This window comes from Devosia naphthalenivorans, from assembly GCF_003056355.1.
GTDB classification, from domain to species: Bacteria; Pseudomonadota; Alphaproteobacteria; order Rhizobiales; family Devosiaceae; genus Devosia; species Devosia naphthalenivorans.
The window spans coordinates 130,067-154,171 of sequence record NZ_PYVW01000007.1 but is presented as its reverse complement, the minus strand read 5'-3'; the positions used below and the strand labels follow the sequence as shown (position 1 = coordinate 154,171).

Genomic DNA, 24,105 nt, shown 5'->3' with positions numbered 1-24,105 from the left:
AGCGCATGCTCCCAAACGACGAGGCAACCACCACCTTCGGCGCCGAACTGGCGACGACGCTGGCGCCGGGTGACCTGGTTATTCTGGAGGGTGATCTGGGAGCGGGGAAAACCGCTTTGGCGCGGGCGGTGATCCGTACGCTGGCCGGCGATCCCACGCTGGACGTGCCCTCGCCCACCTTTGCCCTGGTGCAGCCCTATGAGACGGCCAGGGGGCCGGTGCTGCATGCCGATCTTTATCGGCTGGGTGATCCACGCGAAGTGGACGAGCTGGGGTTGCTGGACAATCTCGATGCCATCGTGCTGGTGGAATGGGCGGAACGTTCGCCCGAGATCGTGGCGGCGGCCAATGTGGTGGTCAGTTTGGCTATTCCCCCCGGTGGGCAGGGGCGGCTGGTCGGCGTGCGCCGGAACTGATCGGGCCCCGCAAGGTTGGTTTCCTATGGAAAAGGAGACCGACCATGCAGATACCGCCCGCTGAGACCATCCCCATGCCCAACGACGGCAATGACCCCGTGCCGCCGATGGGGCCCGGCGAGATCATGCCCGACCGCGAGGATTTTCCCCTCGAGCCAGACAGCCCGGGCGAGCCGCCCAAGCTGCCGCCCAAACAGGCGCCGTTTCCCGACAAGGAGCCGTTTAGCGACCGCTAGGACACTCCCGGAACAGCGCGGCGAACATCGCTGGCATCGGGCGCATCGACCTCGCGATAGAGCCCCTGGATGATGCTGTAGCCGCCGAAAGCCACCAGCCCCAGGGCAGCAATCCCATAGAGCCAGCGGCCGAACGGCAGCGCGTGCACCCAATCGAGCGCTTCCGAGATGCCGCCGGCACTATCCGGCGACACGGTGAGCGCGGCATAGAAAATAAACCCTCCCACCACGGCCAGCAGCACGCCGCGGGCGATCAGCCCGAACTGGCACACGAAATTCAGAGCGTTCGCGTGGGTGGAGGGAATTTTGACGTGCTTGCGGTATTCCTTGGCGGCACCTTTCCAAATCTGGATGAGGCCCGCAACGATGATGCCCAGTGCGGCAATGCCGAGCAAATATGGCCCGAACGGTTGTTGCAGCAACCACGCCGAGGCGTTTTCCTCGCCATTACTGTCACCGCCGCCGCTGCCGCCTAGGGCCATCCTCGCCGCGGTGAGGGCGAGGAACACATTGGCACCGGCGCTGATCAGCGAGCCGACGCGACCGGCAAAACCCTTCCAGTCATCGTCCACGCCATCGGCATTGAGCAGGCCCTGCGCCAGTCGCCACAGCACGTATCCGGCCAGCCCAATGGCGACGAGGCCCATCAGGATGCGCCCGAAGGGCCAGCCCAAAATGGTGGAAAGGGCATCCGACGAACCCTCCGCGCCACCTCCGCCATAAACGGCGGAGGTGAGGGCGAGCCCGCCCAGCAACAGGTAAACGACGCCGCGGGCCATGTAGCCGCCGCGCGCCAGGGTCTCGAAGTGATTGCGCATGCCATGCCTCCATTCGGGAAGGCAACGGGCAGCAACAAAGCTTGTTCCCACGGCTGGAGCGCGGCGCTTATTTTCAGTCGTCGCGCCGCTTGTGGTGCTCGCTTTCCTGGTTGGCGCCGCGCTTGATCGAGCGGTCGCCATGGGAAATCTCGTATTCCCCTGCGGGCTGTTCTACGTCGGCGCGGGCCTCGGCGATCGGGCGTTGATGGGGATCGACATCGACCCCCTTGGTTTTTTCGTGGCCTTCAAAGATTGCCTTCTGCTGCTCGCGGGTCTTGCTACCCTGGCTGGTGCTGTTTTGCGGCATGATGGTCACTCCTTTCGCGGTGAGAAAGGCCAACGCAGGGAGCCGATGCGAGTTGCCCGATTGTGATCGGGACCGGGGAACTTGAACGGAGGCCGCGCCATTGGCCTGTTCGAGGGCATCAAGGAGCTTTTCCATGACCAATCAGCACCCTAAGACCCAGCATCCCAGCGACACCGACCTCAAGCGCAATCCTGGCATCGGGCAGACGACGCGCGGCATCGACCAGGAGGAAATGACCTTCGAAGACGAGGAGGGCGACAACACCATCGAAGGCGACGTGATGAACGACACTGCGGGCGATGGCAGCATAAAGCCCAATCATCGGGGACGGACCAACCAGTAACCGGCTCCTCCGCTCGGCCACCGCTTCCCTGATACTCGGTGTTATCCCGGCCTTGAGCCGGGATTCATCTTGAGTTGGTTGGCTTTTAGGTGGTCTCGACGATCCACCTCGCGGCGCTTGCATGCTCCCCTCAATGCGCCTCGTCCCAATTGTGCGCGGCGTGAGCGTCCACCTGGATCGGCACGGCTAATCGCACCGCTGGCTCCGCCGCGTTCTCCATCACGCGCTTGATGACCGGAATGGCGTCGTTCTCCGTGCCCAAGGGTACTTCGAAGATGAGTTCGTCGTGCACTTGCAGCAGCATGTCGGCTTCGATCCCGGCCCGTGCCAATTCGCCTTCCATGCGGATCATGGCGCGGCGGATGATGTCGGCGGCGGTGCCCTGGATCGGGGCGTTGATGGAGGCGCGTTCGACGAAAGAGCGCTCGCTGGGGTTGTGGGAATTGGCGTTTGGGAAGGAGATCTTGCGGCCGAAAAGGGTCATGACGTGGCCCTCGGCTTTAACGCGCCGGCGTTGCTCGTCCATGTAGGCGCGAATGCCCGGAAAGCGCTCGAAATAGGTCTTGATGTAGTCGCCGGCTTCGCCGCGCGGGATGCCGAGCTGGTTGGCGAGGCCGAAGGCGGAAATGCCGTAGATGATGCCGAAATTGATGGCCTTGGCCCGGCGGCGCACATCGGAGGGCATGCCTTCGACGGGCACGCCGAACATTTCCGATGCCGTCATGGCGTGAATGTCGAGGCCTTCCTCAAAGGCATCCTTGAGGGCCTGGATATCGGCGATATGGGCAAGGACGCGCAGCTCAATCTGGCTGTAGTCGGCCGAAATCAGCACCTTGCCAGGGGCGGCGACGAAGGCGGTGCGGATCTTGCGGCCGTCTTCGGTGCGGATGGGAATGTTCTGCAGGTTCGGATCGTTGGAGGAAAGGCGCCCGGTCAGCACCGAATGCTGCGAATAGGTGGTGTGCACGCGCCCGGTGCGCTGGTTGATATATTCGGGCAGGGCGTCGGTATAGGTGCCGCGCAGCTTGTTGAGCTGGCGCCAGTCGACGATGGTGCGCGCCAGCGGCACGCCCTTGGCGGCAAGGTCCTCGAGCACATCGGCGCCGGTGGACCAGGCGCCGGTCTTGGTTTTGGTGCCGCCCTCAAGGCCCATGCGATCAAAGAGGATTTCGCCGAGCTGCTTGGGGGAGCCGAGATTGAAATTGGAGCCGGCCAGCTCGTAGGCTTCGGCTTCGAACGCTGCGGCGCGCTGGGCGAACTCGCCGGAGAGGCGCGACAGGATCGAGCGATCCACGGCGACGCCGCGGGCTTCCATGCGGGCGAGGACCGGCGCCAGTGGCCGCTCGATGGTTTCATAGAGCGTGGTCATGTTTTCCGCGACGAGGCGGGGCTTGAGGATCCGCCACAGGCGAATGGTCATGTCGCTGTCTTCGGCCGCATAGCGGGCAGCCTGCTCGATGGGCACCTGCGCAAAGGTCTTCTGCGTTTTCCCCGAGCCGATCAGGTCCTTGATCGGGGTGCCGGGCACGCCCAGCCAATGGTCGGTCAACTCGCTCATGGTGTTGAACTGCGGGCCATCGAGCGAATAGCTCAGCAGCAGCGTGTCATCGATGGAGTGAACCTCGATGTCATAACGGGCGAGAATGCCGAGGTCGTATTTCGCGTTGTGGAAGATCTTGAGAATGGACCGGTCGGCGAACATTGGACGAAGCATGTCCAGCGCTTCGCGGATCGGCATCTGGCCTTCCACGGGACCGCCGCCGAAGATATCGGCCTGGCCTTCGGTGTGGCCCAGGGGGAGATAAGCGCCGGTGCCGGGGGCGATGGAGAATGAGATGCCGACGAGGTCTGCTGTCTGGTTGTCGAGCCCGGTGGTTTCGGTGTCCGTAGCGACATGGCCGGTCATCTCGATGGCGTCGAGCCAGCGCTGCAGCTGGGTGGCGTCGCGGATGATCTCGTAGGCATCCGCGTTGAAGGGGATGGCCTTGATGGCCTGGTGCACCGCGGCGGCGTGTTCGACCGTGGCGGCATTGGCGCGGCCGGTTGCGGCTTGGCGGGCGGCGCGGGCTTCGGCACGGGCCTCGTTGTTGAAGCCGACGGCGGGAACCGGCTTGGCGGCAAGCTCCGGATCGGGCTCGAAATCGTCGGGATTGGCATCCAGCAGGCCGGCCAGGCGCTTGGTGATGGTGTTGAATTCCATCGCCTTGAGGAAGGGGAAAAGGTTTTTGGGGTCCATCGGCTGGCGGGCGAGACCGTCGAGATCAAGCTCGACCGGCACGTCCTGCGACAGGGTCACGAGGCGCTTGGAGATGCGAGCAAGCTCCGCATTTTCTCGCAATTTCTCGCGGCGTGCATTCTGTTTGATCTCGTCGACATGCTCGAGCAGGTTTTCGATGGTGCCATAGGTATTGATGAGCTCGGCGGCGGTCTTGACGCCAATGCCGGGGACGCCCGGGACATTGTCGACGCTGTCGCCGCACAGGGCCTGCACTTCGATGACCTTATCGGGCGTCACGCCGAACTTGGTGAACACCTCGTCGATCCCGATCCAGCGCAGGGGCGGCTGGCCGGGGCGCGGAATGGTATCGAGCATGCGGATGGAGCCATCGGCCTCGATCAGCTGCATCATGTCCTTATCGGAGGAAACGATGGTGGCCTTGCCGCCGGCAGCTTTGGCCATGCAGGCATAGGTGGCGATGATGTCATCGGCCTCCCAGCCTTCCATTTCGATGGAGGGAATGGAAAAGGCGCGGGTGGCGGCGCGGGTCAGTGGGAATTGCGGCACGAGCTCGGGCGGCGCGGGCGGACGTTGCGCCTTGTAGTCGGGATAAAAATCGTCCCGGAAGGTCTTGCCGGAATGATCGAAGATCACCGCCATATGGGTGGGCGCGTCCTCGCCCTTGAGATCCTCGGTGAGCTTGTAGAGCATGTTGCAGAACCCCTGCACGCAGCCAACGGGGAGCCCATCGGACTTGCGATTGAGTTGGGGCAAAGCATGGAAGGCGCGGAAGATATAGGCCGAGCCATCGACGAGCAGCAAATGCATGAGCAGCGATTCCGTTGAACGAGCGCGCAGGACTTTAGGGGAGATTGCCTGCCGCCAAAAGACCCCGCGGGCGGAACCGCCAAATGCGTTCGCGCGTTTGCGGCCATTGGGGCAAATCTGCTCCTGCAGGGACAATCGGTTAAGGCGTCATGTCGGACATTACTGCGGAAAGCAAAGCGGGACTCGGAGTGCCGGGTCTCGATGATATTCTTGTGGGTGGATTTGCCCGTGGACATCTCTACCTGCTCGAGGGCAGCCCTGGCACCGGCAAGACGACGATCGCGCTGCAGTTTCTGCTGGAAGGCTTCAAGGCGGGCGAACGGGGGCTTTATGTCACCCTCTCGGAAACCGAGGCAGAGCTGCGCCTGACGGCCCATTCCCATGGCTGGGAAATTGACGACAAGTTCGACGTGTTCGAACTGGCGCCGCCGGACAGCCTGCTCGACAGCGAGCAGCAGCAATCGCTGCTCTATTCATCCGATCTTGAGCTGGGGGAAGCGACCAGGTCGATGTTCGAGGCGGTGGAGCGCCTCCAGCCCGATCGCATCGTGCTCGACAGCCTGTCTGAAATACGCCTGCTGGCGCAAAGCTCGCTGCGTTATCGCCGGCAAATCCTGCTGCTCAAGCATTACTTCGCCCGTAACGGGGCGACGGTGCTGATGCTCGACGATCTGACCAGCGAGGCCAATGACAAGACGGTCCATTCGGTCGCCCATGGCGTGATCCGGCTCGATGAATTGGCCCCGCTTTACGGCGCCGAGCGTCGCCGGCTGCGCGTCATCAAATATCGGGGGCAGGCCTATCGCGGTGGCTTCCACGACTTTGCCATCAAGGCGGGCGGCGTCGATGTGTTCCCCCGGCTTGTTGCGTCCGAGCATCGCACCAAATACGAGCGTATCCCGTTGACCAGCAATATCGCCGAACTCGATGATTTGCTCGGCGGGGGTGTGGCGCGCGGCTCAAGCACTCTGGTGCTGGGGCCAGCGGGCGCCGGCAAGTCGCTGCTGACCCTGCATTTCGCCCGCGCTGCCATCGAGCGCGGCGAAAAGGCCGCGCTGTTCGTGTTCGATGAAGAACTGGGGCTGCTCTTCACGCGGGCCAAGGCGATGGGGATCGACCTGGAACAGATGCGCGACGATGGCAATTTGCTGGTCGAGCAGGTGGACGCGGCCGAACTCTCCCCGGGCGAGTTCGCCCACATGGTGCGCGCGCGGGTAGACGAGGCGCAGGTCAAGACCGTGGTAATCGACAGCCTGAATGGTTATCAGGCCTCGATGCCCGAAGAGCAATCGCTGCTGCTCCATGTTCATGAACTGCTGCAATATCTCAACCGGCAAGGTGCCACGACCTTCGTAACCGTGGCCCAGCATGGGCTGGTGGGAGACATGAAATCGCCCGTCGACATCACCTATCTAGCCGACAGCGTGATCCTGCTGCGCTATTTCGAGGCAGAAGGACGCGTGCGGCGCGCCATATCGGTGATCAAGAAACGCTCGGGCAGCCACGAGGACACCATCCGCGAATATCGCATCGGCAATGCCGGGCTTTCCATTGGCCAGCCATTGACGGACTTTCTCGGCGTCCTGCGCGGCGTTCCCACCTATAATGGACATAACAATCCATTGCTGGACATCGAGGATGAAACGCGCTCCAGTGTCTCCACTGGAGGCGAGCCGGTTTGATCAGCTCGGAACGTGCATTGATCCTGGCGCCACGAGGGCGAGACGGTGTCGTGGCCGAATCGCTTTTGCGTGGCGCGGGCCGGGTGGCCGATATCGTAGCCAGTCTTGGCGAACTCGTCGCCAGCCTGAGCGGCGAGGGCGCGGGCTTGGCCGTCATCACCGCAGAGGCCCTGCAATATGCCGATCTGGGTCCGCTGATCCAGTGGATCGAGCAGCAGCCACCCTGGTCCGACTTTCCGTTCATTATCCTGAGCCAGCGCACTAATTCACCCGAGCCGAGCCCGGTCATCACCCGGATGCAGAGCCTGCTCGGCAACGTTATCGTGCTCGAGCGGCCGTTTCATCCCACGTCCCTATTGAACGTCGTCGATAACGCCCTGCGTGGCCGCCGCCGCCAGTACCAAGCCCGGCGCTACCTCGAAGACGTGCGCGAGGGCGAGCAGCGCCTGCAAACCGCCTTGCTGGCCGGACGCATGGGTTCTTGGGAACTCGATATCGCCGAGCAGGTGTTGAGCGGTTCGGACCAGTTCCGGGCCTGCTTTGGCCGCCAGCCCGGCGATCAGTTCGTCTTTGCCGACCTGATCGAAAGCGTGTCGCTGCTCGATCAGCAACGGGTGCAGCGTGCGTTCGATGACGTCAACCGCACCGGCGCCGATCTGGTGCTGGAGTTCCGGGTGCATTGGCCCGATGGCGCCGAACACTGGATCGATGCGCGGGCGCGTGTGCTGCTGGATGCAACCGGCAAGCCGCAGACACTGGTGGGCGTTGCCTCGGACATCACCCCGCGCAAGGCGGCCGAGGCCGAACGCGAAAAGCTATTGGCGGCGGTGGCGGCCGAACGCGAACGCACCCAGCAGGCCCTGCGTGGCGAGCGCGCCCTCTCCGGCCTGCTGCTGACCAGCGTGCCTGCCGGGATCGTGGCCTATGACGCCGATATGCGGGTGACCATCTGGAACCCCGTGATGGAGCGCATCTTCGGGCTGCCGGCACCCGCCGTGCTCGGCCGCCCGCTGGCCCGGGTGATCGGGGACGAGCAGGGCCAGACCATCGAGCGGCGTCTGCGGGACGCGTTGGCCGGGGTATCCGGGCCCATCGAGGAAATCGAGCTGACCACGGCCCATAGCGGCAATGTGGTGCTGGAAAGCCAGCATGCGCCGCTGCGCGGTGGCGATGGCGAAATCGTCGGGGGCGCGGCATTCTTCCGCGAAATGACGGAGCGGCGCCGGGCCGAGGAGCAATTGCGCCAGGCCCAGAAGATGGAGACCATCGGCCAGCTGACGGGCGGGGTGGCGCATGATTTCAACAATCTTTTGGCCGCCATCCAGGGCAATCTGGAACTGCTCCGCAAGCGCCTGCCCGACGATCCGCAAATCCGGCGCTTCATCGACGGCGCGCTGCAGGGCACCCAACGCGGCGCTTCGCTGACCTCGCGCCTGCTGGCCTTTGCCCGGCGGCAGGATCTCAAGCCCGAACCCACCGACCTCAGCGCCTTGCTGGAAGGCATGCGCGCCTTGATGGAGCGCTCCATCGGCCCGCTGATTTCCATCGAACTCGATATCGCCCCCAATCTGCCGCCGGCCAAAGTCGACCCCAACCAGCTTGAACTGGCCATTCTGAACCTGGCGGTGAACGCGCGCGACGCCATGCCCGATGGCGGGCGGCTGAGCGTGTCACTGCATCAGGTGGAGGGCGCGCAAAGCGGGCTTGGGCTGAACGGGGCCTTCCTGTGCCTCACCGTGGCCGATACCGGCATGGGCATGGATGCCCAGACGCTCAAGAGCGCAATTGAGCCATTTTTCTCCACTAAGGAATTGGGCAAGGGAACGGGGCTGGGCCTCTCCATGGTGCACGGCTTGGCCGTGCAGCTCGGCGGCGCCTTGCAGCTCAAAAGCGAGGTGGGCCGAGGTACGACAGCCGAGCTTTGGCTGCCCGTATCCGCAGCGCCGCTAACGGAGGTCCAGACCATGGAACCCGAAAACATCACTGCACCGCAAGCCTCGGTTATCCTCGTCGTCGACGACGACGCGCTCATCAACATGAGCACCGTCGACATGATCGAAGACCTTGGGCATACCGTGCTGGAAGCCTATTCCGGCAAGGAAGCCCTCGAAATCCTGCGCAGCGGCAAGCAGATCGACGCGCTGGTAACCGATTACGCCATGCCCGGCATGACCGGCGTGGAACTGGCCAGCAAGGCTCGCGAACTGCACCCGGATTTACCGATATTGCTGGCCACCGGCTATGCCGACCTGCCTAGCGGCACCACCACCGACCTGCCGCGCCTGGCCAAACCCTATCAACAGACGGAGTTGGCCAACCAGATCAGCAAACTGCTCAGCCGCTCGACGGTGGCGGGATAGGGGCGCGGGCGGCGGCGTTGAGTGCCGCTCTGGTGAGCATGCGTTGAAGCTAACGCAACCGCAGTGTCATCCCGGCCTTGAGCCGGGATCCATCTTGAGACGCTGATTAAGCCTGGATCGCTCGAACGCCCTTGCGGGCTGTGGCGCGATCTCGGGATGGACCCCGGAGTGACATCGTGGGTGCGGCGGAATGGTGCGACAAAGCCGCTTGTTGCCTACCGCAGACCGGAGACTTCCAACAAACCGGCGCGCTTGGCGTCGTAGTAGAAGCCGCGGGCATAAAAGCGTACGGCTTGGTCGTGATTGCCCCTGGCCGTGACATAGGCGCCGGCCAGATAGCGCACTGCATAGCGCAGATTGGTTTCGGCATCGAGCAGGCCGGAAGGCGAGCCGCGATAGCCCATGCCGCTCGCGGTGGCATGAGAAATCTGCATCAGCCCGTAATAGGGCCCGTTGCGGGCCGCGGGATTGTAATTGCTTTCGCGCACGATGACCCGGCGGACCAGGCTTTCGGGAACGCTATATTGCTGGGAATAATGGGCAATCAGCGGATCGAGCGAACCGCTGGCATATCCCATGGCCGATGGCGCGGCTGGAACGACTGCCGCATCGGGCACATGGCCGGCGGGCGTGGGCGCAAAACTGGCCAGGGCTGCCGTCGCGGGTGCGGGCTTGAGGGAAGCCGTCGAGCAGCCAACCACCAGCAGGGCCAGCACCGCCGTGCTGCTCAAAAGGATGGGGGATTTGCGGGGACTGATCGGGCTTGCCATCACGCCATCCTAATGCGTTTACCTTAATGGGCGGATAATGGCCAATAGCGGCGGCTTGATGGCAGCGGCGTGGCGGGGTTCCGGCGGAGCCCTCTCGCCACGCGCATCCGCCCAAGCAATCGTCGAAAACATGCCACAAGCCCGTTGCGCGGATCGCCACCTTTGGCTAGGTTGCGCCCTGTTCAGCCGGGGCATGCCCCGCGTGACGGATGCACCCGTAGCTCAGCTGGATAGAGCGCTGCCCTCCGAAGGCAGAGGCCACACGTTCGAATCGTGTCGGGTGCGCCATTTCGGTTCAGAAAATGTCGGGCCAAATCGTGTGTGGGTCGATTCCAAAGATTCTTGGGTCGATTTCTGTTTCGGCTCGATTGGCTCTCCAAGCTCTTAGGGGTGGGGATTAGTCATTCGCCGCTAAAGCAGAACCGGTTGCCCGTGCGGGCGTTGTCGAAACAAGCGGCATACCCCTCAAGATACTTACGTTGAGCAGCATCATCGTTGATGCGGTAGTTGATTCCAAAAGAGCGTATCTGGGTCCGGCTTCCGCTCGGCCATGTAAAGGTCTGCACGGCTGTTGGCTGTGTGCCGCTATACTCAAAGTTCACCGACACGAAACAACTCTCATTGTCGGTGAGGGTCCCGGCCGCAGAGTACACTTGGCAGGTCCCATTCTTCGTTGCCGAAACCCAGCTTGTGTTGATGTCACGCAGCTTTGTATCTGGACGCCAAAGAGCGAGGTAATCCACCCATTCAAAGCCTTCGCTGGCATCGGGAGGACAGCTTCCATTGCCAATTTTAATGCCGGTGTACTCGTCCTCGCCGCAGATCCGGACGCCTTGATCAGTGAAGTCCACGAGACATCCTGCGGCAGCATAGCCGGCCTTGCGGCTGGTGACGCTAAAGCGCTGCCCATGTTGGGCCGGCACCTGATAGGAATAAGCCGCAGTCCAATGGCCGGAAAGGTTCAAGCCCACATAATCCAGGGGCTCATCATGCAGCGCCACTTTCCATTGCAGTGCGTTCTCGCACGCATAGTAAGCGTGCTCCTCATCGATCATTGTGGGGCTGTATCTCACCCCCATTAACTCGATATCCCACCGAGCGGCCTTTTCGACCGTATCGATGTAGAACATGTCGTCACCTGGGGTTGCGAATATCCGCTCTACCAAATCGGAGTGGACCATCGGGCGGTTTGACCAGGGTGCCGTCTTGTTCGCGAGTACAATGTAGTCGACGACGGATGTCACCGCCATGTCGTAGGTCGCTTCCAAGTCCCCTGCGCCGAACTCGTCCTCCATTGGCAACCTAAGGCTTGGCCGATGAAAGCCAAGCAAACCTTCAACGTGCAATTTCCGGTTGATGAAGGAAACTTCAGACCCGACTGCACGGCCCATCATGAACATGAGCGCGCATGCCGAGGCGCATAGATCACCGCTACGCACGACGGTCCCGACACCTTTCTCATAGAAGTGTTTGGCCAGACGCATCCCCTCGAGCAGGCTTCCGCCCGGGTAACGGATGTAGTTCGATGCCTTTTTCCAGGCTTGAACCAGCACATAATCCTTGCTGGCATCTTCAATGGTCGAATTCAGTCGAAGCATGGAAAATCCAAGCGCTCATGTAGTTGGCGTGAGCGCACCCCCGAAAAAATCTTGGGGTGGATTGGCTTTCAAGGCAACGGCAATTTCACCTTCAACGAGCAGATTGGAGCGATAGGAATGGCGTTGAGCTGATAGTCAGCCGTTCGGCTCCGTGTCGGCAGCCAATGACCATCGAATATTCGTGGGCACATATCCACGAAGAGCGACAACCCGACCGTCCGGCAGGGTCTCAGACGACGCTGCTTGTGAAACGACTTTGATGCCCGGTTGAAAGCAGCGAACCGCGTGACCTTGCATAATCGAAAGCTTTTCACCCACGGCGTTGGCTACCGCCATGCTCTGGTCGTCTTCAGCTATCGCAATCACCAGTGTGGGCACCTGCCCGTGCGGGGTGTCGATATTGCGATCCATAATGTAGTAAAGCACGTAGTCGATACTTGGAGCTTTGCCCTGGCTCCTCATCCACCCGAGTAGCGTGCCGATGCCGTGGCCGATGTTGCTCATGTTCACTCCCGGCATGCCGCTCTCTATAATGAGCAGACCTCCAGAGTACTCCGGGAAGCCAGCTGCCTTTAGGGCCGTTATTTGCTTGTCGGCGCCATTGATGTAGTATTCATAACAGCCAACGAACCCACGCAGAAATGCCTGCCATTCTTCTTCCGGCAATTCCTCTAAGTTAAACGTGCCCTCCTGAAGCTTTTCGATCAGCGATGGCTCTATCTTCTGAAGGCACTCTTCCAGTGTGCGACCGTCCGCAATGCGGCACTTGATCTCTACAATCGTTTGCAGTGAGTGATCTACCATGTCTGGACGCTGGGCCGAGAAGATCTCTTGCACTCGCTGCATACCGCTTAATTTCATCAGCTCGACCGCGGCAGCCTCATAATCTGTCGCGGCGCGGTCCTCAGCGGTCATCAGCTTCTTGAAGAGCGGGAAATCATCCTTCGAGAGGTCTGAGCGTGTCTCGATCTCAACAGCTATTGGATCTGGGGCCGGAGTAGTGGGCTTGGGAGAAGCCCTGAAAGAGATCGTCTTGCGCATCTGAAACCCTCACAGCAGATACCTTTACAGTGAGGGTTTCCGGCGAAAGTGACCATCCACCAACGTCTGTATCAAGTGAAGGCCCGGCGCTGCTCAGCTTGGACCGAGGATGCAGCGCTGAGGCATCGACCCAAAATACTTTGGTGAATCGCAGAATCGACCCAAAAACCTTTGGCAAATCGACCCAAGAAAATTTGGCGCTTTGTGCTATTTCAGTTGGTTAGGCGACCCACATACGTTTTGCGCCGACAGAAAACTGAACTATTTCACCTGAAGAATTTCTGGCATTGGCGGCGGCGTATAGCGTTTCGCGACTGCCCGTAATCAGGATTTTTTCCGGACCGACTTCGACGTTGAGCAAGGATCGCAGATAGGCCTTGCGCGTGGGATTGTCGGCGTTATCCAGAACATCACGCATGAGCTTGGAGAAAGCGGCGATCTTTTCTGGATCGAGAGCAACCTCTCCACCGACCTCACGGCGGGCGCGATCAAGCGCCGCCTGCGCTTTCTCACGATCGGCCTTCAGGATCGAGATGCGCTCGCGCAAAAGATCATCCATTTCGGCGAGACCGTCTTCAACGAGAGCGTATAGGCGCTGCAAGCGCTCCCTGGCATTGTCGGCTTCGACCTGGAGCGCGACGAGACGGGTATTTTGCGCTTCGGCGCGTTCAGACCGTTTGGCCGCCAGTGCGGTCAGCAAGGCGGCGAGCCGCTCGGGGGCAAAGAGTTTCTCACGAAGCACCTTCAGGACCAGTTCGTCCAGATGGGCCATTGGAATTGTGTTGCCTTTGCAGGCGGTCTGCCCCTTCTGGGCCTTGGTTGCACAAGTATAATAGGCATAGACGCGCCCGGTGGCCGATGTGCCGGTGCGCTGAGTCATGCCGCCGCCGCAATGGGAGCATGTGGCAATGCTGGTGAGAAGGATCGGGCCGCTGATGGCTCGGACGGGGCTAACGCGCGGATTGTTAGCAGCGAGCTTGGCCTGGGCAGCGGCGAAGACGGCTTGCTCCAGAATGGCCGGCACCGGCACTTCCACAACTTCATTGTCTGGATGCTTGCCACCGGATTTGGAGTTCCGCGAATGGTAATGCCAGCGCCCGACATAAGCGGCGTTGGTTAGAATATGATGGACCGGGCCGACGCCAAAAGCGCCTCCCTTTTTGGTGCGGTGGCCGTGGCATTGAGCCAGCTGACGACGTTCTTGATGCCCATGGGCGGCTTTGAGGTTGCCGGGTCACCCTCCAGATACAATCTAAAAATGAGCCTCACGGTCTCCGCTTCGACCGGATCGATAGCGAGCTTCTTCTTGACCTTTTGGCCCCGGCGCTCCGCTTCGACGATGGTGTAACCCAGAGGTGGCGTTGCGCCATTCCAAAAACCTTGCCGGGCATTTTCGGTCATAGCGCGCGTCACCTGGCGTCCATTTTCTTTGGACGTATACTCGTCGAAAATGCCGATGATCTGCCGGATCATTGAGGCAGATGGATCATCGCCATTGGGCTGTGTAACGGAGGCAACTTCGACACCATGCTTGCGCAATTTGCGGATGGTCAGTTCCATGCCCGCGCCGTCGCGATAAAAGCGCGAGAATGCGTGGAACACGATGACATCATAGGGATGGTCTGGATCGCAGGCGCGGTCGATCATAGACTGGAAGGCGGGGCGACGATCATCGGTAGCGGTCAGACCGGGCTCGACATATTCATCGACCACGCTCCATCCCTGCCGTTCACAGAACTCGGCATTGAGCGTACGCTGAGACGGGAGGCTGACGTCGTGCTCTGCTTGTCTGCCGGTGGAAACGCGCAGGTATAGCGCGGCGCGCAATGGTGCCGGTGCGGGCATGACGGCATTGCTGGCGGATTTTTTCCCAAAGGTCATTTTTTTAGGCCTCGCGTGGGCTTGCGCCGTGCGTCGCCCTCATCGCGCTACAGGGGGACAAAGGCCCAAGGGATTGTGCTTCCCCCGGACTTAGTCCGAAGGTCGTTTACTCCGACTTGCTCCGGAGTCCCTTGGCGGCTTCCGTGGTGCGAAACTGCCGCAACGAGTCCCGTGTATTGGTGACGATGCGCACGATGAAACGTCTGACGATGACGGCTTCATCGGGAGACAGATCTGCAATCACGTCGGCGTTGAGGCGGAAGAGCTTCTCCCGCAGCTTCAGGAACTCCTGCTCACGCGCCGCCTGCCCAAGTGAAAGCAACACGCCGCGCCGGTCGGTGGGGTGGGGCGTGCGCACGATGTAGTCGCGTGCCTCGAGGCGATTGAGCAGGATCGCCGTTGCCCCGGTGGTCAGCCCCAGATGTTCCGCCAGGGACTTAGGCGTGGCCGTGCCGTCGGCCCGGTTGATGAAGTAGAGCCCCATGAGGTCGGTCTGGTTCAGTCCGGCCTGTTCGGCGATCCAGCGATAGACCTGGCTGAGCTCGGACGAGAGCTCGCGCATCAGATCTTCAATTCCAAGCTGCGTTTCCGGTCTCATATTCCCCACAAGCATACTGCCTATGCATCAAAGTAACTTTGTTGCAAAGGTATATTGGATGGCTTATGTCACACTGCAAGGAACGCAGCGGAGCTCAATATGGCACAGGTAACAGCATTTGTTGGCAACGGGGAGAATAGGTTTACCGGCTCCAGGCTCAATGACGAAGGCGCGGAGCAACAGGCGCGGGTGACGACGCTCGAGCAAACCTCGCGCCAATTGCAGCCGGCCGTTCAAGATGAGATTCTGGGTGCGGAAGCAGCCAAACCCAGCGCAAAGCGTAAAAAAGCCAAGGCATTTGGCTTGCTGCTGCTGGCCGGGCTTGGCGCGTGCATCGCTTGGTATCCGCTGTCGGATCACCATGCGCCGTTCGCTGGCGGCGCATCGATCATTGCCGACGTAACCCAGATTTCCCCACGCGTGCCCGGACCGGTAACCGAAGTCCTGATTACCGATAACGCCAGCGTCACGGCAGGCCAGACTCTGTTCCAGATCGACCCAACCACCTATCAGATGGATGTGGAGCAGGCGCGTGCCCAACTGTCCCAGGTGCTCAACAGCGTCGGCTCAGGCTTCGCCGCAATCCCGGCGGCGGCGGCCAAGCTGGAACAGGCGGAGGTCGCTCTCGACACCGCAAATGACGATCTCGACCGCGCTCGCCAACTGGCTGACAAGGGGCTCCTGGCACCGGCAAAGCTGAGCCAGGCCGAGGCCGCGCAACGTTCTGCCCAGCTTAACGTCGATGCAGCCGCCGGCGAGGTCGAGCGCCTGACGGTCGCTGCAGGAGCAAGCGATGCGGACAATCCCAATGTGCGCGCAGCCCGGGCAGCCCTCGAGAAGGCAGAATTTGCCCTGGCCAGCACCAGGATTGTCGCGCCAGCCGATGGCTATGTCTCGAACCTCTCGCTCACCCAAGGACAGTTTATCGGCGCAGGCACGGCAGCGCTGACCTTCATCAATCCGGCGACGCAGATGGTGATCGCCGATTTCCGGGAGAACCAGCTGATCAATGTCCAGCCGGGCGACCAAGCCATCGTGACGTTCGAGGCGGCGCCAGGGCGGCAGTTTCAAGCCACGGTCGAAAGCGTCGCCTGGGGCATCAGCAGCGGGCGCACCAGCGTCAACGGCCTGTCGCAATCCTCCAACGATACGCGCTGGTTTCCGCCCGCTCGCAAGATCCCTGTCCGGGTCAAGCTCGATGACATTGGGGCGCTGCCGGCCAATGTCCGCCTGGGCTCGGAAGCCGGGGTGCTGATCGTTCCTGAAGACGGGCTCATCCCGGCCATTGCCAAGGCACTGCTCGCCATGGGCGGGTTCACGGCCGGCTTCAACTGAGGCTCGCGCGATGGAAGAGCTGCCACGGGTTGACCCCAATGAAGACCCCTATCTGGCCCTGCGGACGGCATTGGCCGTTGCGATCTGCCTGATCCTGGCCGAGCCGCTGGGCATCACCATGCCGATGTTTCCGGTAGTGCTGGGCATGAGCATCATTTCGGGTCATCGCGGGGCACTGTCGCCACGCACGTTTGCGACCCCGATCATTCTGCCGATCATCGCAATCTTGTTCAGCTGGCTGGCCGCTATCACCGTCAACACGCCGATGCTCTTCATTTTGCTCAATTCGCTGCTGGCCGTTGGCGGCCTCGCGCTCATGCTGTTCTGCGGTTCGCGCGGCGGCATGATGCTCACCGTGTTTCCATTGATGATGGCCATGGCCGCGCTCTACAGCGATTTTGCACTGGCGGCGATCCGCGACAGCATGGTTTTGGGCGGCGTAGTGCTCGGCATCGCCATCGTGGTGCTCAATCTGCTGTTCCCGCCGCAAACCAGGCGGGTGCATGTCGAGATCGTTGCACCACTGGTGACGAAGCGCCCGCGCACGGCGCTCATGATCCGCGTCGCGGTTTATGTACCCGTGATGCTGGCAGTGTTTGCTACCGGCGACATGAACATGATGATCGTGCCGATCATGCTCCTGTTCATCTGCGCCGAACCCAGCCATGGCACGCGCATGCACCAGGTGATTGATCGTGGGGGCGGCACTCTTGTGGGTGGGGCTATCGCGGCCGCAGTGTTGATCGTCTACAGCATCGTGCCGCAGGTCCCGGTCGAGATCCTGCTGCTCACGGCGGTCACCTATTTTCTGATCGACAAGATGACGACGGGCAAACGCCGGCCGCTGCTGTACCAGTACGTCTGCTCTACGGCCCTGGTCATGGTTCTGTCGGCGACCAGCGGGGGGCGGGATGCCTTGGAGGTGGTGTTGCAACGGGTCGTGATAACGTCCGGCACGATGATCGGTGGGATCCTGCTGCTGGCCCTGCTGGAAGCCATCTTCCTGCCCGAGGAGAACGACGCTCAGGCCGGTGCGGCACTGGCCTGACCGTCTGCCGGGGGCCGATCGCCGCCACCTCGCAGGAAATCTCTTCTTCTCCCGGACAAGCAGTGGACAAAATCATCATCACAGGATAACTGGTTGGTCCAGCAGTCCAGTGAGGAGTTGAAATGCATATTCTTGTCGTGGGTGCAGCGGGCATGTTGGGCCGGAAGCTCACCAGGGAACTGGTGCGGAACGCAACGCTGGGCGGACGCCGCATCGAAAAGCTGTCGCTTGTCGATGTTGTAGCGCCTGATCGTCCCGGTTTCGCAGGCGAAACCGATCTGCGCGCGATTGACCTTTCGGCCTCAGGTGCGGCGACCGAACTGGTCGCGGGTCGGCCCGATGTGATCTTTCATCTGGCGGCGATCGTCTCGGGGGAGGCCGAGGCTGACTTCGAGAAAGGCTACAGAATCAATCTGGACGGCACGCGCGCCCTGCTCGAGGCGATCCGGGCCGAGGGGGCGAAAAACCCATACTGCCCGCGCGTCGTTTTTACGTCCTCGATTGCCGTGTTCGGCACCCCATTCCCAGAAGTCATCGGCGACGACCACGTCTTGACGCCGCTCACCAGCTATGGCGTGCAGAAGGCAATCGGCGAATTGCTGCTGGCCGACTATTCGCGCCGCGGATTTCTCGATGGCGTCGGCGTGCGCCTGCCCACCATCGTCATCCGGCCGGGCAAGCCGAACAAGGCGGCCTCCGGCTTCTTTTCGGGCATTCTGCGCGAACCGCTGGCGGGGCAGGAAGCAGTATTGCCGGTGGCCGACACGGTGCGGCACTGGTTCGCCAGCCCGCGGGCTGCGGTGGGTTTCCTGATCCATGCGGCAACGCTGGACACGGCGCCACTGGGCATAAGGCGTTCGCTCAACATGCCGGGCATTGCCGCCACGGTCGCCGAGGAGATTGCCGCGTTGCAGCGGGTTGCGGGCGAGGATGCAGTCGCTCTCATCCGCCGGGAGCCCGATCCGGTCATCGAGAAGTTCGTCGATGGCTGGCCGCGCGCCTTCAATCCCGAACGGGCGCTGGCGCTTGGCTTTACTGCGGACTCGTCCTTCGACGATATCATCCGGGTTTATATCGAGGACGAAATGGGCGGGGAGCGCCCCCGAGCCTAAGACTAACGCCGGCGCAGGGTTTCAACCTGGGCCGGCGTCAGCGGGCGCAAGGCGCGCCCGGCCAGCAACAGATGCAGCCGGGCGGTTTCTTCGAGTTCCTCGGTCGCGTATTGCGCGTCGCGCAGCGAAGTGCCGGCGACCACCGGCCCGTGATTGGCGAGCAGCACCGCGTGGTGCTTGCCAGCCTGTGCCTTGACTGCAAGCGCCAGTGCTTCGTCGCCCGGCGCGAAATACGGCACCAACGGCAATGTTCCCACCCGCATCACGTAGTAAGCCGTCAGGGGCGGCAGCACATCGGTGGGATCGGCATCGGCGAGGATGCTGACCGCCACGGCGTGCGTCGAATGCAGGTGCACCACCGCGCCGGCAGCAGGGCGCTCGCAATACATGCAGCGGTGAAGAAAGGCTTCCTTGGTCGGCCTGTCGCCGTCGACGTGTTTGCCATCAGCATCGAGCAAGGAGAGGCGCGCCGGATCGAGGTCGCCGAGGCTGGCGTTGGTCGGCGTCATGAGCAGGCTGCCATCGCTCAGCCGCACACTGATATTGCCGGTCGAACCCGCCGTCAGGCCGCGGTCGAACAGCGACTTGCCGACTGCGCAGATATCGTCCCGCACGCGGCTGGCTTCCGATAGTACCGCAGTCATTGCAAACGCTCCCACGCCTTGAGGAAAAAGTCATCCGCCCCGAAATTCCCCGATTTGAGGGCAAGCGCCAATTGTGGTCCTGCGCCTGAAGACAGAGTCCAGGGCACACCGGGATCAATTTCCGGGCCGATCTCTAGCGCGGTGACACCGAGCGAGTGGATCACCGCGCCCGATGTTTCGCCGCCGGCCACGATCAGGCGGGTGAAGCCGCGCTGCGTCAGTTCCTGGGCCAATTGCCCCATGAAGTGCTCCACCAGCTCACCGGCACGACTGCGCCCGAGTTGTTCCTGCACCAAGCGGATCTTTTGCGGATCGGCACTGGAATAGACAATCGGAGCGAGGCTGCCGGCACTACGTTCGATGAACGCGGCAGCGTCGTCGACAGTCATCCGATGCTCGGCGATATCGGTTGCTTCCACCTGGAGGGAAGGCGCGCCCTGAGCCTGGGCCATTTCGATCTGGCGCCGCGTGGCCGCCGAGCAGGAGCCGGCGATGATGGCGGCGCGTCCCGGCGGTGCGGCAAGTGTGACAGGTGGTGTGATCGGCCGGAACAAGCCCGCCTGGCGAAACATTTCGGGCAGGCCTAACGCGACCCCAGACCCGCCGGTGATGAGCCGCAGGCCGCTGACGGCAGCGCCGATGGTGCGCAGATCATCGTCACTGACGGCATCGACGATGGCGATGCCATCGACCGCGGCAAGGCTCCGGCTGAGGGCGTCGGCACCGGCGCGAACCTGATCGTGGTCCAGCAGCACCACAGGCGTTTTCGTCTGGCGCCCGAGCACGCGGGCAAGATTGGCGTCGCGCATGGGGGTAAGCGGATGGTCCTTCATCGGGCTATCGCTGAGCAGGAGATCGCCGACGAAAAGGTGGCCCTTGTAGACAGTCCGCTTGTTGGTCGGGAATGCCGGGCAGGCGATGGTGCGGGCTTCCCCCAGGAGATCAAGCAGGGCGTCGGTCACCGGCCCGATATTGCCCTCGTCGGTGGAATCGAAGGTGGAGCAATATTTGAAAAAGAGTTGCCGGGCTCCGGCAGCCAGCAGCACCTTGCCGGCCGCGACCGACATTGCCACGGCTTCCGCAGCCGGAATGGTCCGCGATTTGAGCGACACCACCACCGCATCGGCATCGTCGAACCGAGCATCTGGGGAGGGCACACCCACAACCTGCAGGACTTTCATGCCGCCGCGAGACAGTGTCAGGGCCAAGTCTGTCGCGCCGGTGAGGTCGTCGGCGATAGCGCCAAGCAGCATGATCGGTGGGCTCCGGTGGTTTGATTGCTGGCGAAAGCCGCTAAGGCCGCAGGGATCTGGTCTCGGCAATGGCTTCCAGCGTCGTGCGGTGGATGCGGTTGAGATGATTCTGCATCGCCTCGGCGGCCGCCGCCGCATCCCGCCGCTCGAAACCGTCGAGGATCTCGATGTGATCGGCAAGGCTGAGCGGCACCGAGTCTTTGCGCAGCAGCACATGGCGGCGATATTCCATGCCGAAGCTGAACAGTTCATGCAGGAACCCGGCGACAAGTTCGTTGCCGCTCGCCTGGTAGATGGCATCGTGAAATTCGGCGTCTGAAATCTGGAAACGGACGGTGTCGCCCACCATACCGCGTTGCGCATCCACGAGCCGGCGCAGGCGGGCGATCCCGTTATCGTCGATCCGCTCAACCGCCGCACGGATCACTGGAATTTCGACCAGCAGCCGCGCCTGATACACCTCGTCCGCCGACCGCCCGGGCAGGACCGGCTGAGTCACGCTGTTGTATTGGGGAAATCCCTCGGTGCGGGCGATCCGCGTCCGGCTGCCCTGCGAAATTTCGACCATGCCGATTGCTGCCAGCATTTGAATGGCTCCACGAACCGTTTCCCGGCTCACCTCAAGGGTCGCCGCGAGCTCGCGCTCGCTGGGGAGTTCGTCGCCTGTGCGCAAGATACCTGACTGAACCATCGCAGCAAGACGATGGCTCACCTGCTCGCGAATAGTGAGCTTGGAGAGACCGTTCTTCAGATTTTGCAGATTGAGAGGTGCGTCCATGGTGCTCACCTGCCGGCTTTTGGTTCGGTAAATCAATATGAATGATCGTGCGGCACAGGTCTAGTGGTATCATGGCCGGACCAGTTGACAAGTTTAAAGCCCCATGCTTGTTTCTGGCCACTGAGTGCGGCTGCGGAGGAGAACGAGCCATGAAGCCACGTCTGGCAGTTGTGTTGGGCGACCCCGCAGGGATCGGCCCGGAATTGATCGCCCGGCTGCTCGCTTCGCCGGAAAATCGCGACAAGGCCGACATCCTGCTCGTCGCCGATCGCGACGAGGTGGAAGAGGGCATGCGCATTGCCGGGCAGCGCTTCAGCTATCGGGTTGTGGAAGGCGAACCGGAGTTCCGGCCCGGCGACAACATTATCCTCGAAGATGTCAAGGGCACCGCGGCGCGGCCTTTCGAGCGTGCAGTGTCCACGGTGAGTGGTGGCCGCTATTGCCTCGAAACACTGGAACGCGCCGTAAGATTGACCACGGCGGGCGTGACGGACGGCGTGCTGTTCACGCCGCTCAACAAGAATTCCATGCATCAGGCGGGCCTGCCGCATGAGGACGAAAGCCAATGGTTTGCCGCCATGCTGGGTGTCACGGGGCCGCATGGTGAACTCAATGCGCTGGACAATCTGTGGACCAGCCGGGTCACCAGCCACGTCGCCCTCAAGGAGGTCCCTGGGCTGATCACCAGGGAACGCGTCATTGCCGGGATCGAACTGGCACACACGACACTGGTTGCGGCGGGAGTGGCTCAGCCGCGTATCGCCGTCTGTGGGCTGAACCCGCACAATGGCGAGAATGGCAGCTTTGGCCGTGAGGAGATCGAAGTGATCGGTCCGGCCGTCGAAGAGGCGAGGCGCAGGGGCCTGCCGGCCACGGGACCGTTCCCCGCCGACACCATCTTTCTGCGGGCCAAAGAGGTCGATGCGATCGTCACCATGTACCATGACCAGGGCCAGATCGCGATGAAGCTCATGGGCTTTTCGCGCGGTGTCACCGTTCATGGCGGGCTGCCGATCCCCATCGCGACGCCCGCGCACGGCACGGCTTTCGATATTTACGGCCAGGGCAAGGCCAATCTCGGCGCGACCCAGGCCGCGTTCGACATTGTCGTGGCCCAGAGCGTCAGCCGCAGCCGGATCGCGGCGTGACTGGACGCTCATTCCATAACAAAGGCCGGATAAACCGGCCGATCTTCACCGCTCAGGCGGTTCCAACGCACTGCTCGCTCGCCGCGGGCAGGGCACAGAATACCAAACCTGCCGAGGAGGGCAGTTCCAATGAAGAAAACCTCTATCGTTCTCGCACTAGCTGCGACCCTGCTGTTAAGCGCAGGCGCCTTTGCACAATGGGCCCCCGAGCGCCCGGTGGAATTCATCGTCGCCTCGGGCGCAGGTGGTGGTACGGACAATTTCGCCCGCACCATTCAGTCCATCATCGCCCAGCACGACCTGATGGATCAGTCGGTCGTGGTATTGAACAAGGGTGCGGGCAGCGGCGCCGAGGCCTTCGTCTATGCCAAGGGCAATGCCGGCGACCCGCACAAGCTCATCTTCGGCACCAACAACGTCTACCTGCTGCCCCACGTTGCCAAGATGGCCTATACCTCTGAGGATCTGGTGCCGGTGGCGGCGCTTGCCCTTGATGAGTTCCTCATCTGGGTCAAGGCCGATGCGCCCTATGCGGACGCTGCCGCCTTCATCGAGGCAGCCAAAGCCAGTCCCGGTTCGATCCCGTTCGGCGGTAGCCAGTCCAAGGATACCGACGAGACGCTCGTCGCCCTGGTCGAGCAGAAGACCGGCGCCGAGTTCAAGTATGTTCCGTTCAATGGCGGCGGCGAAGTGGGCGTACAACTGGCTGGCGGCCACATTGCGGCCAACGTCAACAACCCCAACGAAAATCTGGGGCAATGGCAGGCTGGCGCGATCAAGCCGCTGTGCGTCTTCAGCGACGAGCGCATGGCCGAGAGCGAACCAATCCATGGCGACATGGGCTGGCATGACATTCCGACCTGCGCTGAGTCCGGTATCGACATTTCGGCCTACCAGATGCCGCGCACCGTCTGGCTGCCGGCCGGTGTTTCCGATGAGCAGTTGGCCTTCTATGTCGACGTGATGGAAAAGGTCAGCCAGACCCCTGAATGGCAGGAATACGTCGCCAATACCTCCCAGACCGGCCGTTTCCTTGCCGGCGATGATCTCGCAAGCTTCATCGACAACAGCGAAACCAGCACCGTCGAGGTCTTCAAGGCCGAAGGCTGGACGGCGCAGTAACGCTCCTCCCAGGCAGGGGCGGGCTTATGCTCGCCCCTGCCGTCATGCCAGTGCGGAGACCTTGGCTATGGTGATCAAGCGCATTCACATGGAGATCCTCGTCGCCTGCCTCACTGCGATTGCGGGCGTGGTAGTGGCGGGCGGCTCGCTTGAATTGGGCGTCGGCTGGACCGATTCCGGCCCCGATGCGGGGTATTTCCCCTTCTATGTGGGCCTGCTGCTGGCCGCCGCGGGCTTTGCGAACGCGGTGTGGACGGTCATCGTGCATCGCGGTGAGGCCGAAGTTTTCCTCGAACAAGAGCAGGCCATGCGTCTGCTTGGTTTCTTCCTGCCGATGGTTGCCTTCGTCGCGGTCACGCTGGTGCTTGGCCTTTATGTCGGCGCCGCGCTTTACCTCTTCTACGTGGCCTGGCGGCAAGGCAAGTACAACCCGCTATGGGCCGCCGCCCTGGGCATCAGTTTTGCCGTGTTCCTGTTTGTCGTCTTCGACGTCCTGTTCAAGGTTCCGCTGCTCAAAGGGCCGCTGGAAGCCTTCCTGAAAATCTACTGATCGGCCCGTTCGGGACGAG

General features: G+C 62.1%; 22 protein-coding genes, 1 tRNA gene and 2 pseudogenes. 12 read left to right on the top strand and 13 right to left on the bottom strand.

The features are described 5' to 3' along the window. Nucleotides 1-5 precede the first annotated feature (5 nt). Entirely contained in the window at nt 6-416 is a 411-nt protein-coding gene (gene tsaE, locus C8264_RS11375) for a tRNA (adenosine(37)-N6)-threonylcarbamoyltransferase complex ATPase subunit type 1 TsaE (RefSeq protein ID WP_245893089.1), read from the top strand. A gap of 44 nt (nt 417-460) precedes the next feature. After that, the gene (locus tag C8264_RS11370) at nt 461-652 is read left to right on the top strand and encodes a hypothetical protein (protein WP_108461093.1); all 192 of its coding nucleotides are present in this window, start codon (nt 461-463) and stop codon (nt 650-652) included. Here the strand turns inward: C8264_RS11370 and C8264_RS11365 are convergent. Both C8264_RS11365 and C8264_RS22170 read right to left on the bottom strand, forming a co-directional pair. Continuing rightward, nucleotides 649-1,470, bottom strand: coding sequence for a DUF1206 domain-containing protein (locus C8264_RS11365; RefSeq protein WP_162783589.1), 822 nt, complete (start codon nt 1,468-1,470; stop codon nt 649-651). The genes C8264_RS11370 and C8264_RS11365 overlap by 4 nt on opposite strands. 73 nt (nt 1,471-1,543) lie before the next feature. Continuing rightward, nucleotides 1,544-1,777 (bottom strand): hypothetical protein, encoded by a 234-nt coding sequence (locus tag C8264_RS22170; RefSeq protein ID WP_162783588.1) that lies wholly within the window; start codon nt 1,775-1,777, stop codon nt 1,544-1,546. Between the two features lie 133 nt (nt 1,778-1,910). Here C8264_RS22170 and C8264_RS11355 point away from each other — a divergent pair, with 133 nt between their 5' ends. Then, entirely contained in the window at nt 1,911-2,120 is a 210-nt protein-coding gene (locus C8264_RS11355) for a hypothetical protein (RefSeq protein ID WP_108461090.1), read from the top strand. A 130-nt stretch (nt 2,121-2,250) separates the two neighbouring features. On the opposite strand, the gene polA is transcribed toward C8264_RS11355, so the two are convergent. After that, entirely contained in the window at nt 2,251-5,166 is a 2,916-nt protein-coding gene (gene polA, locus C8264_RS11350; protein WP_108461089.1) for a DNA polymerase I, read from the bottom strand. Between the two features lie 149 nt (nt 5,167-5,315). Here polA and C8264_RS11345 point away from each other — a divergent pair, with 149 nt between their 5' ends. Both C8264_RS11345 and C8264_RS11340 read left to right on the top strand, forming a co-directional pair. Then, entirely contained in the window at nt 5,316-6,848 is a 1,533-nt protein-coding gene (locus C8264_RS11345; RefSeq protein ID WP_108461088.1) for an ATPase domain-containing protein, read from the top strand. Nucleotides 6,849-6,898: 50 nt separating this feature from the next. Continuing rightward, a complete protein-coding gene (locus C8264_RS11340; RefSeq protein ID WP_162783587.1) occupies nt 6,899-9,208 on the top strand; it encodes a hybrid sensor histidine kinase/response regulator in 2,310 nt (769 codons plus the stop codon). A gap of 215 nt (nt 9,209-9,423) precedes the next feature. Here C8264_RS11340 and C8264_RS22535 read toward each other — a convergent pair. Further along, nucleotides 9,424-9,771, bottom strand: a pseudogene (locus C8264_RS22535) (transglycosylase SLT domain-containing protein); the annotation flags it as partial. Nucleotides 9,772-10,189: 418 nt separating this feature from the next. On the opposite strand from C8264_RS22535, the gene C8264_RS11330 reads away from it, so the two are divergent. Continuing rightward, nucleotides 10,190-10,266, top strand: a tRNA-Arg gene (locus C8264_RS11330). 113 nt (nt 10,267-10,379) lie between these two features. Here the strand turns inward: C8264_RS11330 and C8264_RS11325 are convergent. The 6 genes and pseudogenes from C8264_RS11325 to C8264_RS11305 form a co-directional block, all read right to left on the bottom strand. Next, nucleotides 10,380-11,576 carry a hypothetical protein gene (locus C8264_RS11325; RefSeq protein WP_108461085.1) on the bottom strand — a complete coding sequence of 399 codons (1,197 nt, stop codon included), beginning with the start codon at nt 11,574-11,576 and terminating at the stop codon, nt 10,380-10,382. Nucleotides 11,577-11,711: 135 nt separating this feature from the next. Further along, nucleotides 11,712-12,617 (bottom strand): hypothetical protein, encoded by a 906-nt coding sequence (locus C8264_RS11320; protein ID WP_108461084.1) that lies wholly within the window; start codon nt 12,615-12,617, stop codon nt 11,712-11,714. Between the two features lie 220 nt (nt 12,618-12,837). Next, nucleotides 12,838-13,389 carry a hypothetical protein gene (locus tag C8264_RS22165; RefSeq protein ID WP_162783571.1) on the bottom strand — a complete coding sequence of 184 codons (552 nt, stop codon included), beginning with the start codon at nt 13,387-13,389 and terminating at the stop codon, nt 12,838-12,840. Between the two features lie 21 nt (nt 13,390-13,410). Continuing rightward, nucleotides 13,411-13,740, bottom strand: a pseudogene (locus C8264_RS22920) (recombinase zinc ribbon domain-containing protein); the annotation flags it as partial. After that, nucleotides 13,734-14,498, bottom strand: coding sequence for a recombinase family protein (locus C8264_RS11310; protein ID WP_108461082.1), 765 nt, complete (start codon nt 14,496-14,498; stop codon nt 13,734-13,736). The gene C8264_RS11310 and the pseudogene C8264_RS22920, both read right to left, overlap by 7 nt. Nucleotides 14,499-14,604: 106 nt before the next feature. Beyond that, the gene (locus C8264_RS11305) at nt 14,605-15,060 is read right to left on the bottom strand and encodes a MarR family winged helix-turn-helix transcriptional regulator (protein WP_162783586.1); all 456 of its coding nucleotides are present in this window, start codon (nt 15,058-15,060) and stop codon (nt 14,605-14,607) included. Nucleotides 15,061-15,195: 135 nt separating this feature from the next. Between C8264_RS11305 and C8264_RS11300 the strand changes: the two genes are divergently transcribed. The 3 genes from C8264_RS11300 to denD all read left to right on the top strand — a co-directional run bounded on the left by C8264_RS11300 (nt 15,196) and on the right by denD (nt 18,591). Next, nucleotides 15,196-16,431 (top strand): HlyD family secretion protein, encoded by a 1,236-nt coding sequence (locus C8264_RS11300; protein WP_108461080.1) that lies wholly within the window; start codon nt 15,196-15,198, stop codon nt 16,429-16,431. Nucleotides 16,432-16,441: 10 nt separating this feature from the next. Beyond that, the gene (locus tag C8264_RS11295; protein ID WP_108461079.1) at nt 16,442-17,479 is read left to right on the top strand and encodes an FUSC family protein; all 1,038 of its coding nucleotides are present in this window, start codon (nt 16,442-16,444) and stop codon (nt 17,477-17,479) included. Nucleotides 17,480-17,601: 122 nt separating this feature from the next. Next, entirely contained in the window at nt 17,602-18,591 is a 990-nt protein-coding gene (denD, locus tag C8264_RS11290) for a D-erythronate dehydrogenase (RefSeq protein ID WP_108461078.1), read from the top strand. Nucleotides 18,592-18,593: 2 nt separating this feature from the next. Here denD and otnC read toward each other — a convergent pair whose 3' ends face one another. Genes otnC through C8264_RS11275 form a run of 3 tightly spaced genes read right to left on the bottom strand, consistent with a single transcriptional unit; the run spans nt 18,594 to nt 21,266 of the window. Continuing rightward, entirely contained in the window at nt 18,594-19,235 is a 642-nt protein-coding gene (gene otnC, locus C8264_RS11285) for a 3-oxo-tetronate 4-phosphate decarboxylase (protein WP_108461077.1), read from the bottom strand. Further along, on the bottom strand, nt 19,232-20,488 hold the full coding sequence (gene otnK, locus C8264_RS11280; RefSeq protein ID WP_108461076.1) for a 3-oxo-tetronate kinase: 1,257 nt from the start codon (nt 20,486-20,488) through the stop codon (nt 19,232-19,234). Before otnK ends, otnC begins: the two co-directional genes overlap by 4 nt. Nucleotides 20,489-20,528: 40 nt before the next feature. Further along, complete coding sequence (locus C8264_RS11275) at nt 20,529-21,266, bottom strand: FadR/GntR family transcriptional regulator (protein WP_108461075.1); 738 nt, start codon at nt 21,264-21,266, stop codon at nt 20,529-20,531. A gap of 149 nt (nt 21,267-21,415) precedes the next feature. Between C8264_RS11275 and C8264_RS11270 the strand changes: the two genes are divergently transcribed. The 3 genes from C8264_RS11270 to C8264_RS11260 all read left to right on the top strand — a co-directional run bounded on the left by C8264_RS11270 (nt 21,416) and on the right by C8264_RS11260 (nt 24,086). Next, nucleotides 21,416-22,414: a 4-hydroxythreonine-4-phosphate dehydrogenase PdxA gene (locus C8264_RS11270; protein ID WP_108461074.1), complete on the top strand. Its 999-nt coding sequence runs from the start codon at nt 21,416-21,418 to the stop codon at nt 22,412-22,414. Nucleotides 22,415-22,543: 129 nt separating this feature from the next. Continuing rightward, nucleotides 22,544-23,536: a Bug family tripartite tricarboxylate transporter substrate binding protein gene (locus C8264_RS11265; protein WP_108461073.1), complete on the top strand. Its 993-nt coding sequence runs from the start codon at nt 22,544-22,546 to the stop codon at nt 23,534-23,536. Nucleotides 23,537-23,603: 67 nt separating this feature from the next. Further along, a complete protein-coding gene (locus C8264_RS11260; RefSeq protein ID WP_108461072.1) occupies nt 23,604-24,086 on the top strand; it encodes a tripartite tricarboxylate transporter TctB family protein in 483 nt (160 codons plus the stop codon). Nucleotides 24,087-24,105 lie beyond the last annotated feature (19 nt).

What these genes read in the sequence shown, in the direction of transcription:
- C8264_RS11270 (WP_108461074.1), top strand. Translation starts at nt 21,416, where the DNA reads ATGAAGCCACGTCTGGCAGTTGTGTTGGGCGACCCCGCAGGGATCGGC.
- C8264_RS22165 (WP_162783571.1), bottom strand. Translation starts at nt 13,389, where the DNA reads ATGGCCCATCTGGACGAACTGGTCCTGAAGGTGCTTCGTGAGAAACTC.
- C8264_RS11325 (WP_108461085.1), bottom strand. Translation starts at nt 11,576, where the DNA reads ATGCTTCGACTGAATTCGACCATTGAAGATGCCAGCAAGGATTATGTG.
- C8264_RS11260 (WP_108461072.1), top strand. Translation starts at nt 23,604, where the DNA reads ATGGTGATCAAGCGCATTCACATGGAGATCCTCGTCGCCTGCCTCACT.
- C8264_RS11355 (WP_108461090.1), top strand. Translation starts at nt 1,911, where the DNA reads ATGACCAATCAGCACCCTAAGACCCAGCATCCCAGCGACACCGACCTC.
- otnK (WP_108461076.1), bottom strand. Translation starts at nt 20,488, where the DNA reads ATGCTGCTTGGCGCTATCGCCGACGACCTCACCGGCGCGACAGACTTG.
- C8264_RS11310 (WP_108461082.1), bottom strand. Translation starts at nt 14,498, where the DNA reads ATGACCTTTGGGAAAAAATCCGCCAGCAATGCCGTCATGCCCGCACCG.
- denD (WP_108461078.1), top strand. Translation starts at nt 17,602, where the DNA reads ATGCATATTCTTGTCGTGGGTGCAGCGGGCATGTTGGGCCGGAAGCTC.
- C8264_RS11265 (WP_108461073.1), top strand. Translation starts at nt 22,544, where the DNA reads ATGAAGAAAACCTCTATCGTTCTCGCACTAGCTGCGACCCTGCTGTTA.
- C8264_RS11295 (WP_108461079.1), top strand. Translation starts at nt 16,442, where the DNA reads ATGGAAGAGCTGCCACGGGTTGACCCCAATGAAGACCCCTATCTGGCC.
- polA (WP_108461089.1), bottom strand. Translation starts at nt 5,166, where the DNA reads ATGCATTTGCTGCTCGTCGATGGCTCGGCCTATATCTTCCGCGCCTTC.
- C8264_RS11365 (WP_162783589.1), bottom strand. Translation starts at nt 1,470, where the DNA reads ATGCGCAATCACTTCGAGACCCTGGCGCGCGGCGGCTACATGGCCCGC.
- tsaE (WP_245893089.1), top strand. Translation starts at nt 6, where the DNA reads ATGCTCCCAAACGACGAGGCAACCACCACCTTCGGCGCCGAACTGGCG.
- otnC (WP_108461077.1), bottom strand. Translation starts at nt 19,235, where the DNA reads ATGACTGCGGTACTATCGGAAGCCAGCCGCGTGCGGGACGATATCTGC.
- C8264_RS11345 (WP_108461088.1), top strand. Translation starts at nt 5,316, where the DNA reads ATGTCGGACATTACTGCGGAAAGCAAAGCGGGACTCGGAGTGCCGGGT.
- C8264_RS11275 (WP_108461075.1), bottom strand. Translation starts at nt 21,266, where the DNA reads ATGGACGCACCTCTCAATCTGCAAAATCTGAAGAACGGTCTCTCCAAG.
- C8264_RS11320 (WP_108461084.1), bottom strand. Translation starts at nt 12,617, where the DNA reads ATGCGCAAGACGATCTCTTTCAGGGCTTCTCCCAAGCCCACTACTCCG.
- C8264_RS11305 (WP_162783586.1), bottom strand. Translation starts at nt 15,060, where the DNA reads ATGCGCGAGCTCTCGTCCGAGCTCAGCCAGGTCTATCGCTGGATCGCC.
- C8264_RS22170 (WP_162783588.1), bottom strand. Translation starts at nt 1,777, where the DNA reads ATGCCGCAAAACAGCACCAGCCAGGGTAGCAAGACCCGCGAGCAGCAG.
- C8264_RS11300 (WP_108461080.1), top strand. Translation starts at nt 15,196, where the DNA reads ATGGCACAGGTAACAGCATTTGTTGGCAACGGGGAGAATAGGTTTACC.
- C8264_RS11370 (WP_108461093.1), top strand. Translation starts at nt 461, where the DNA reads ATGCAGATACCGCCCGCTGAGACCATCCCCATGCCCAACGACGGCAAT.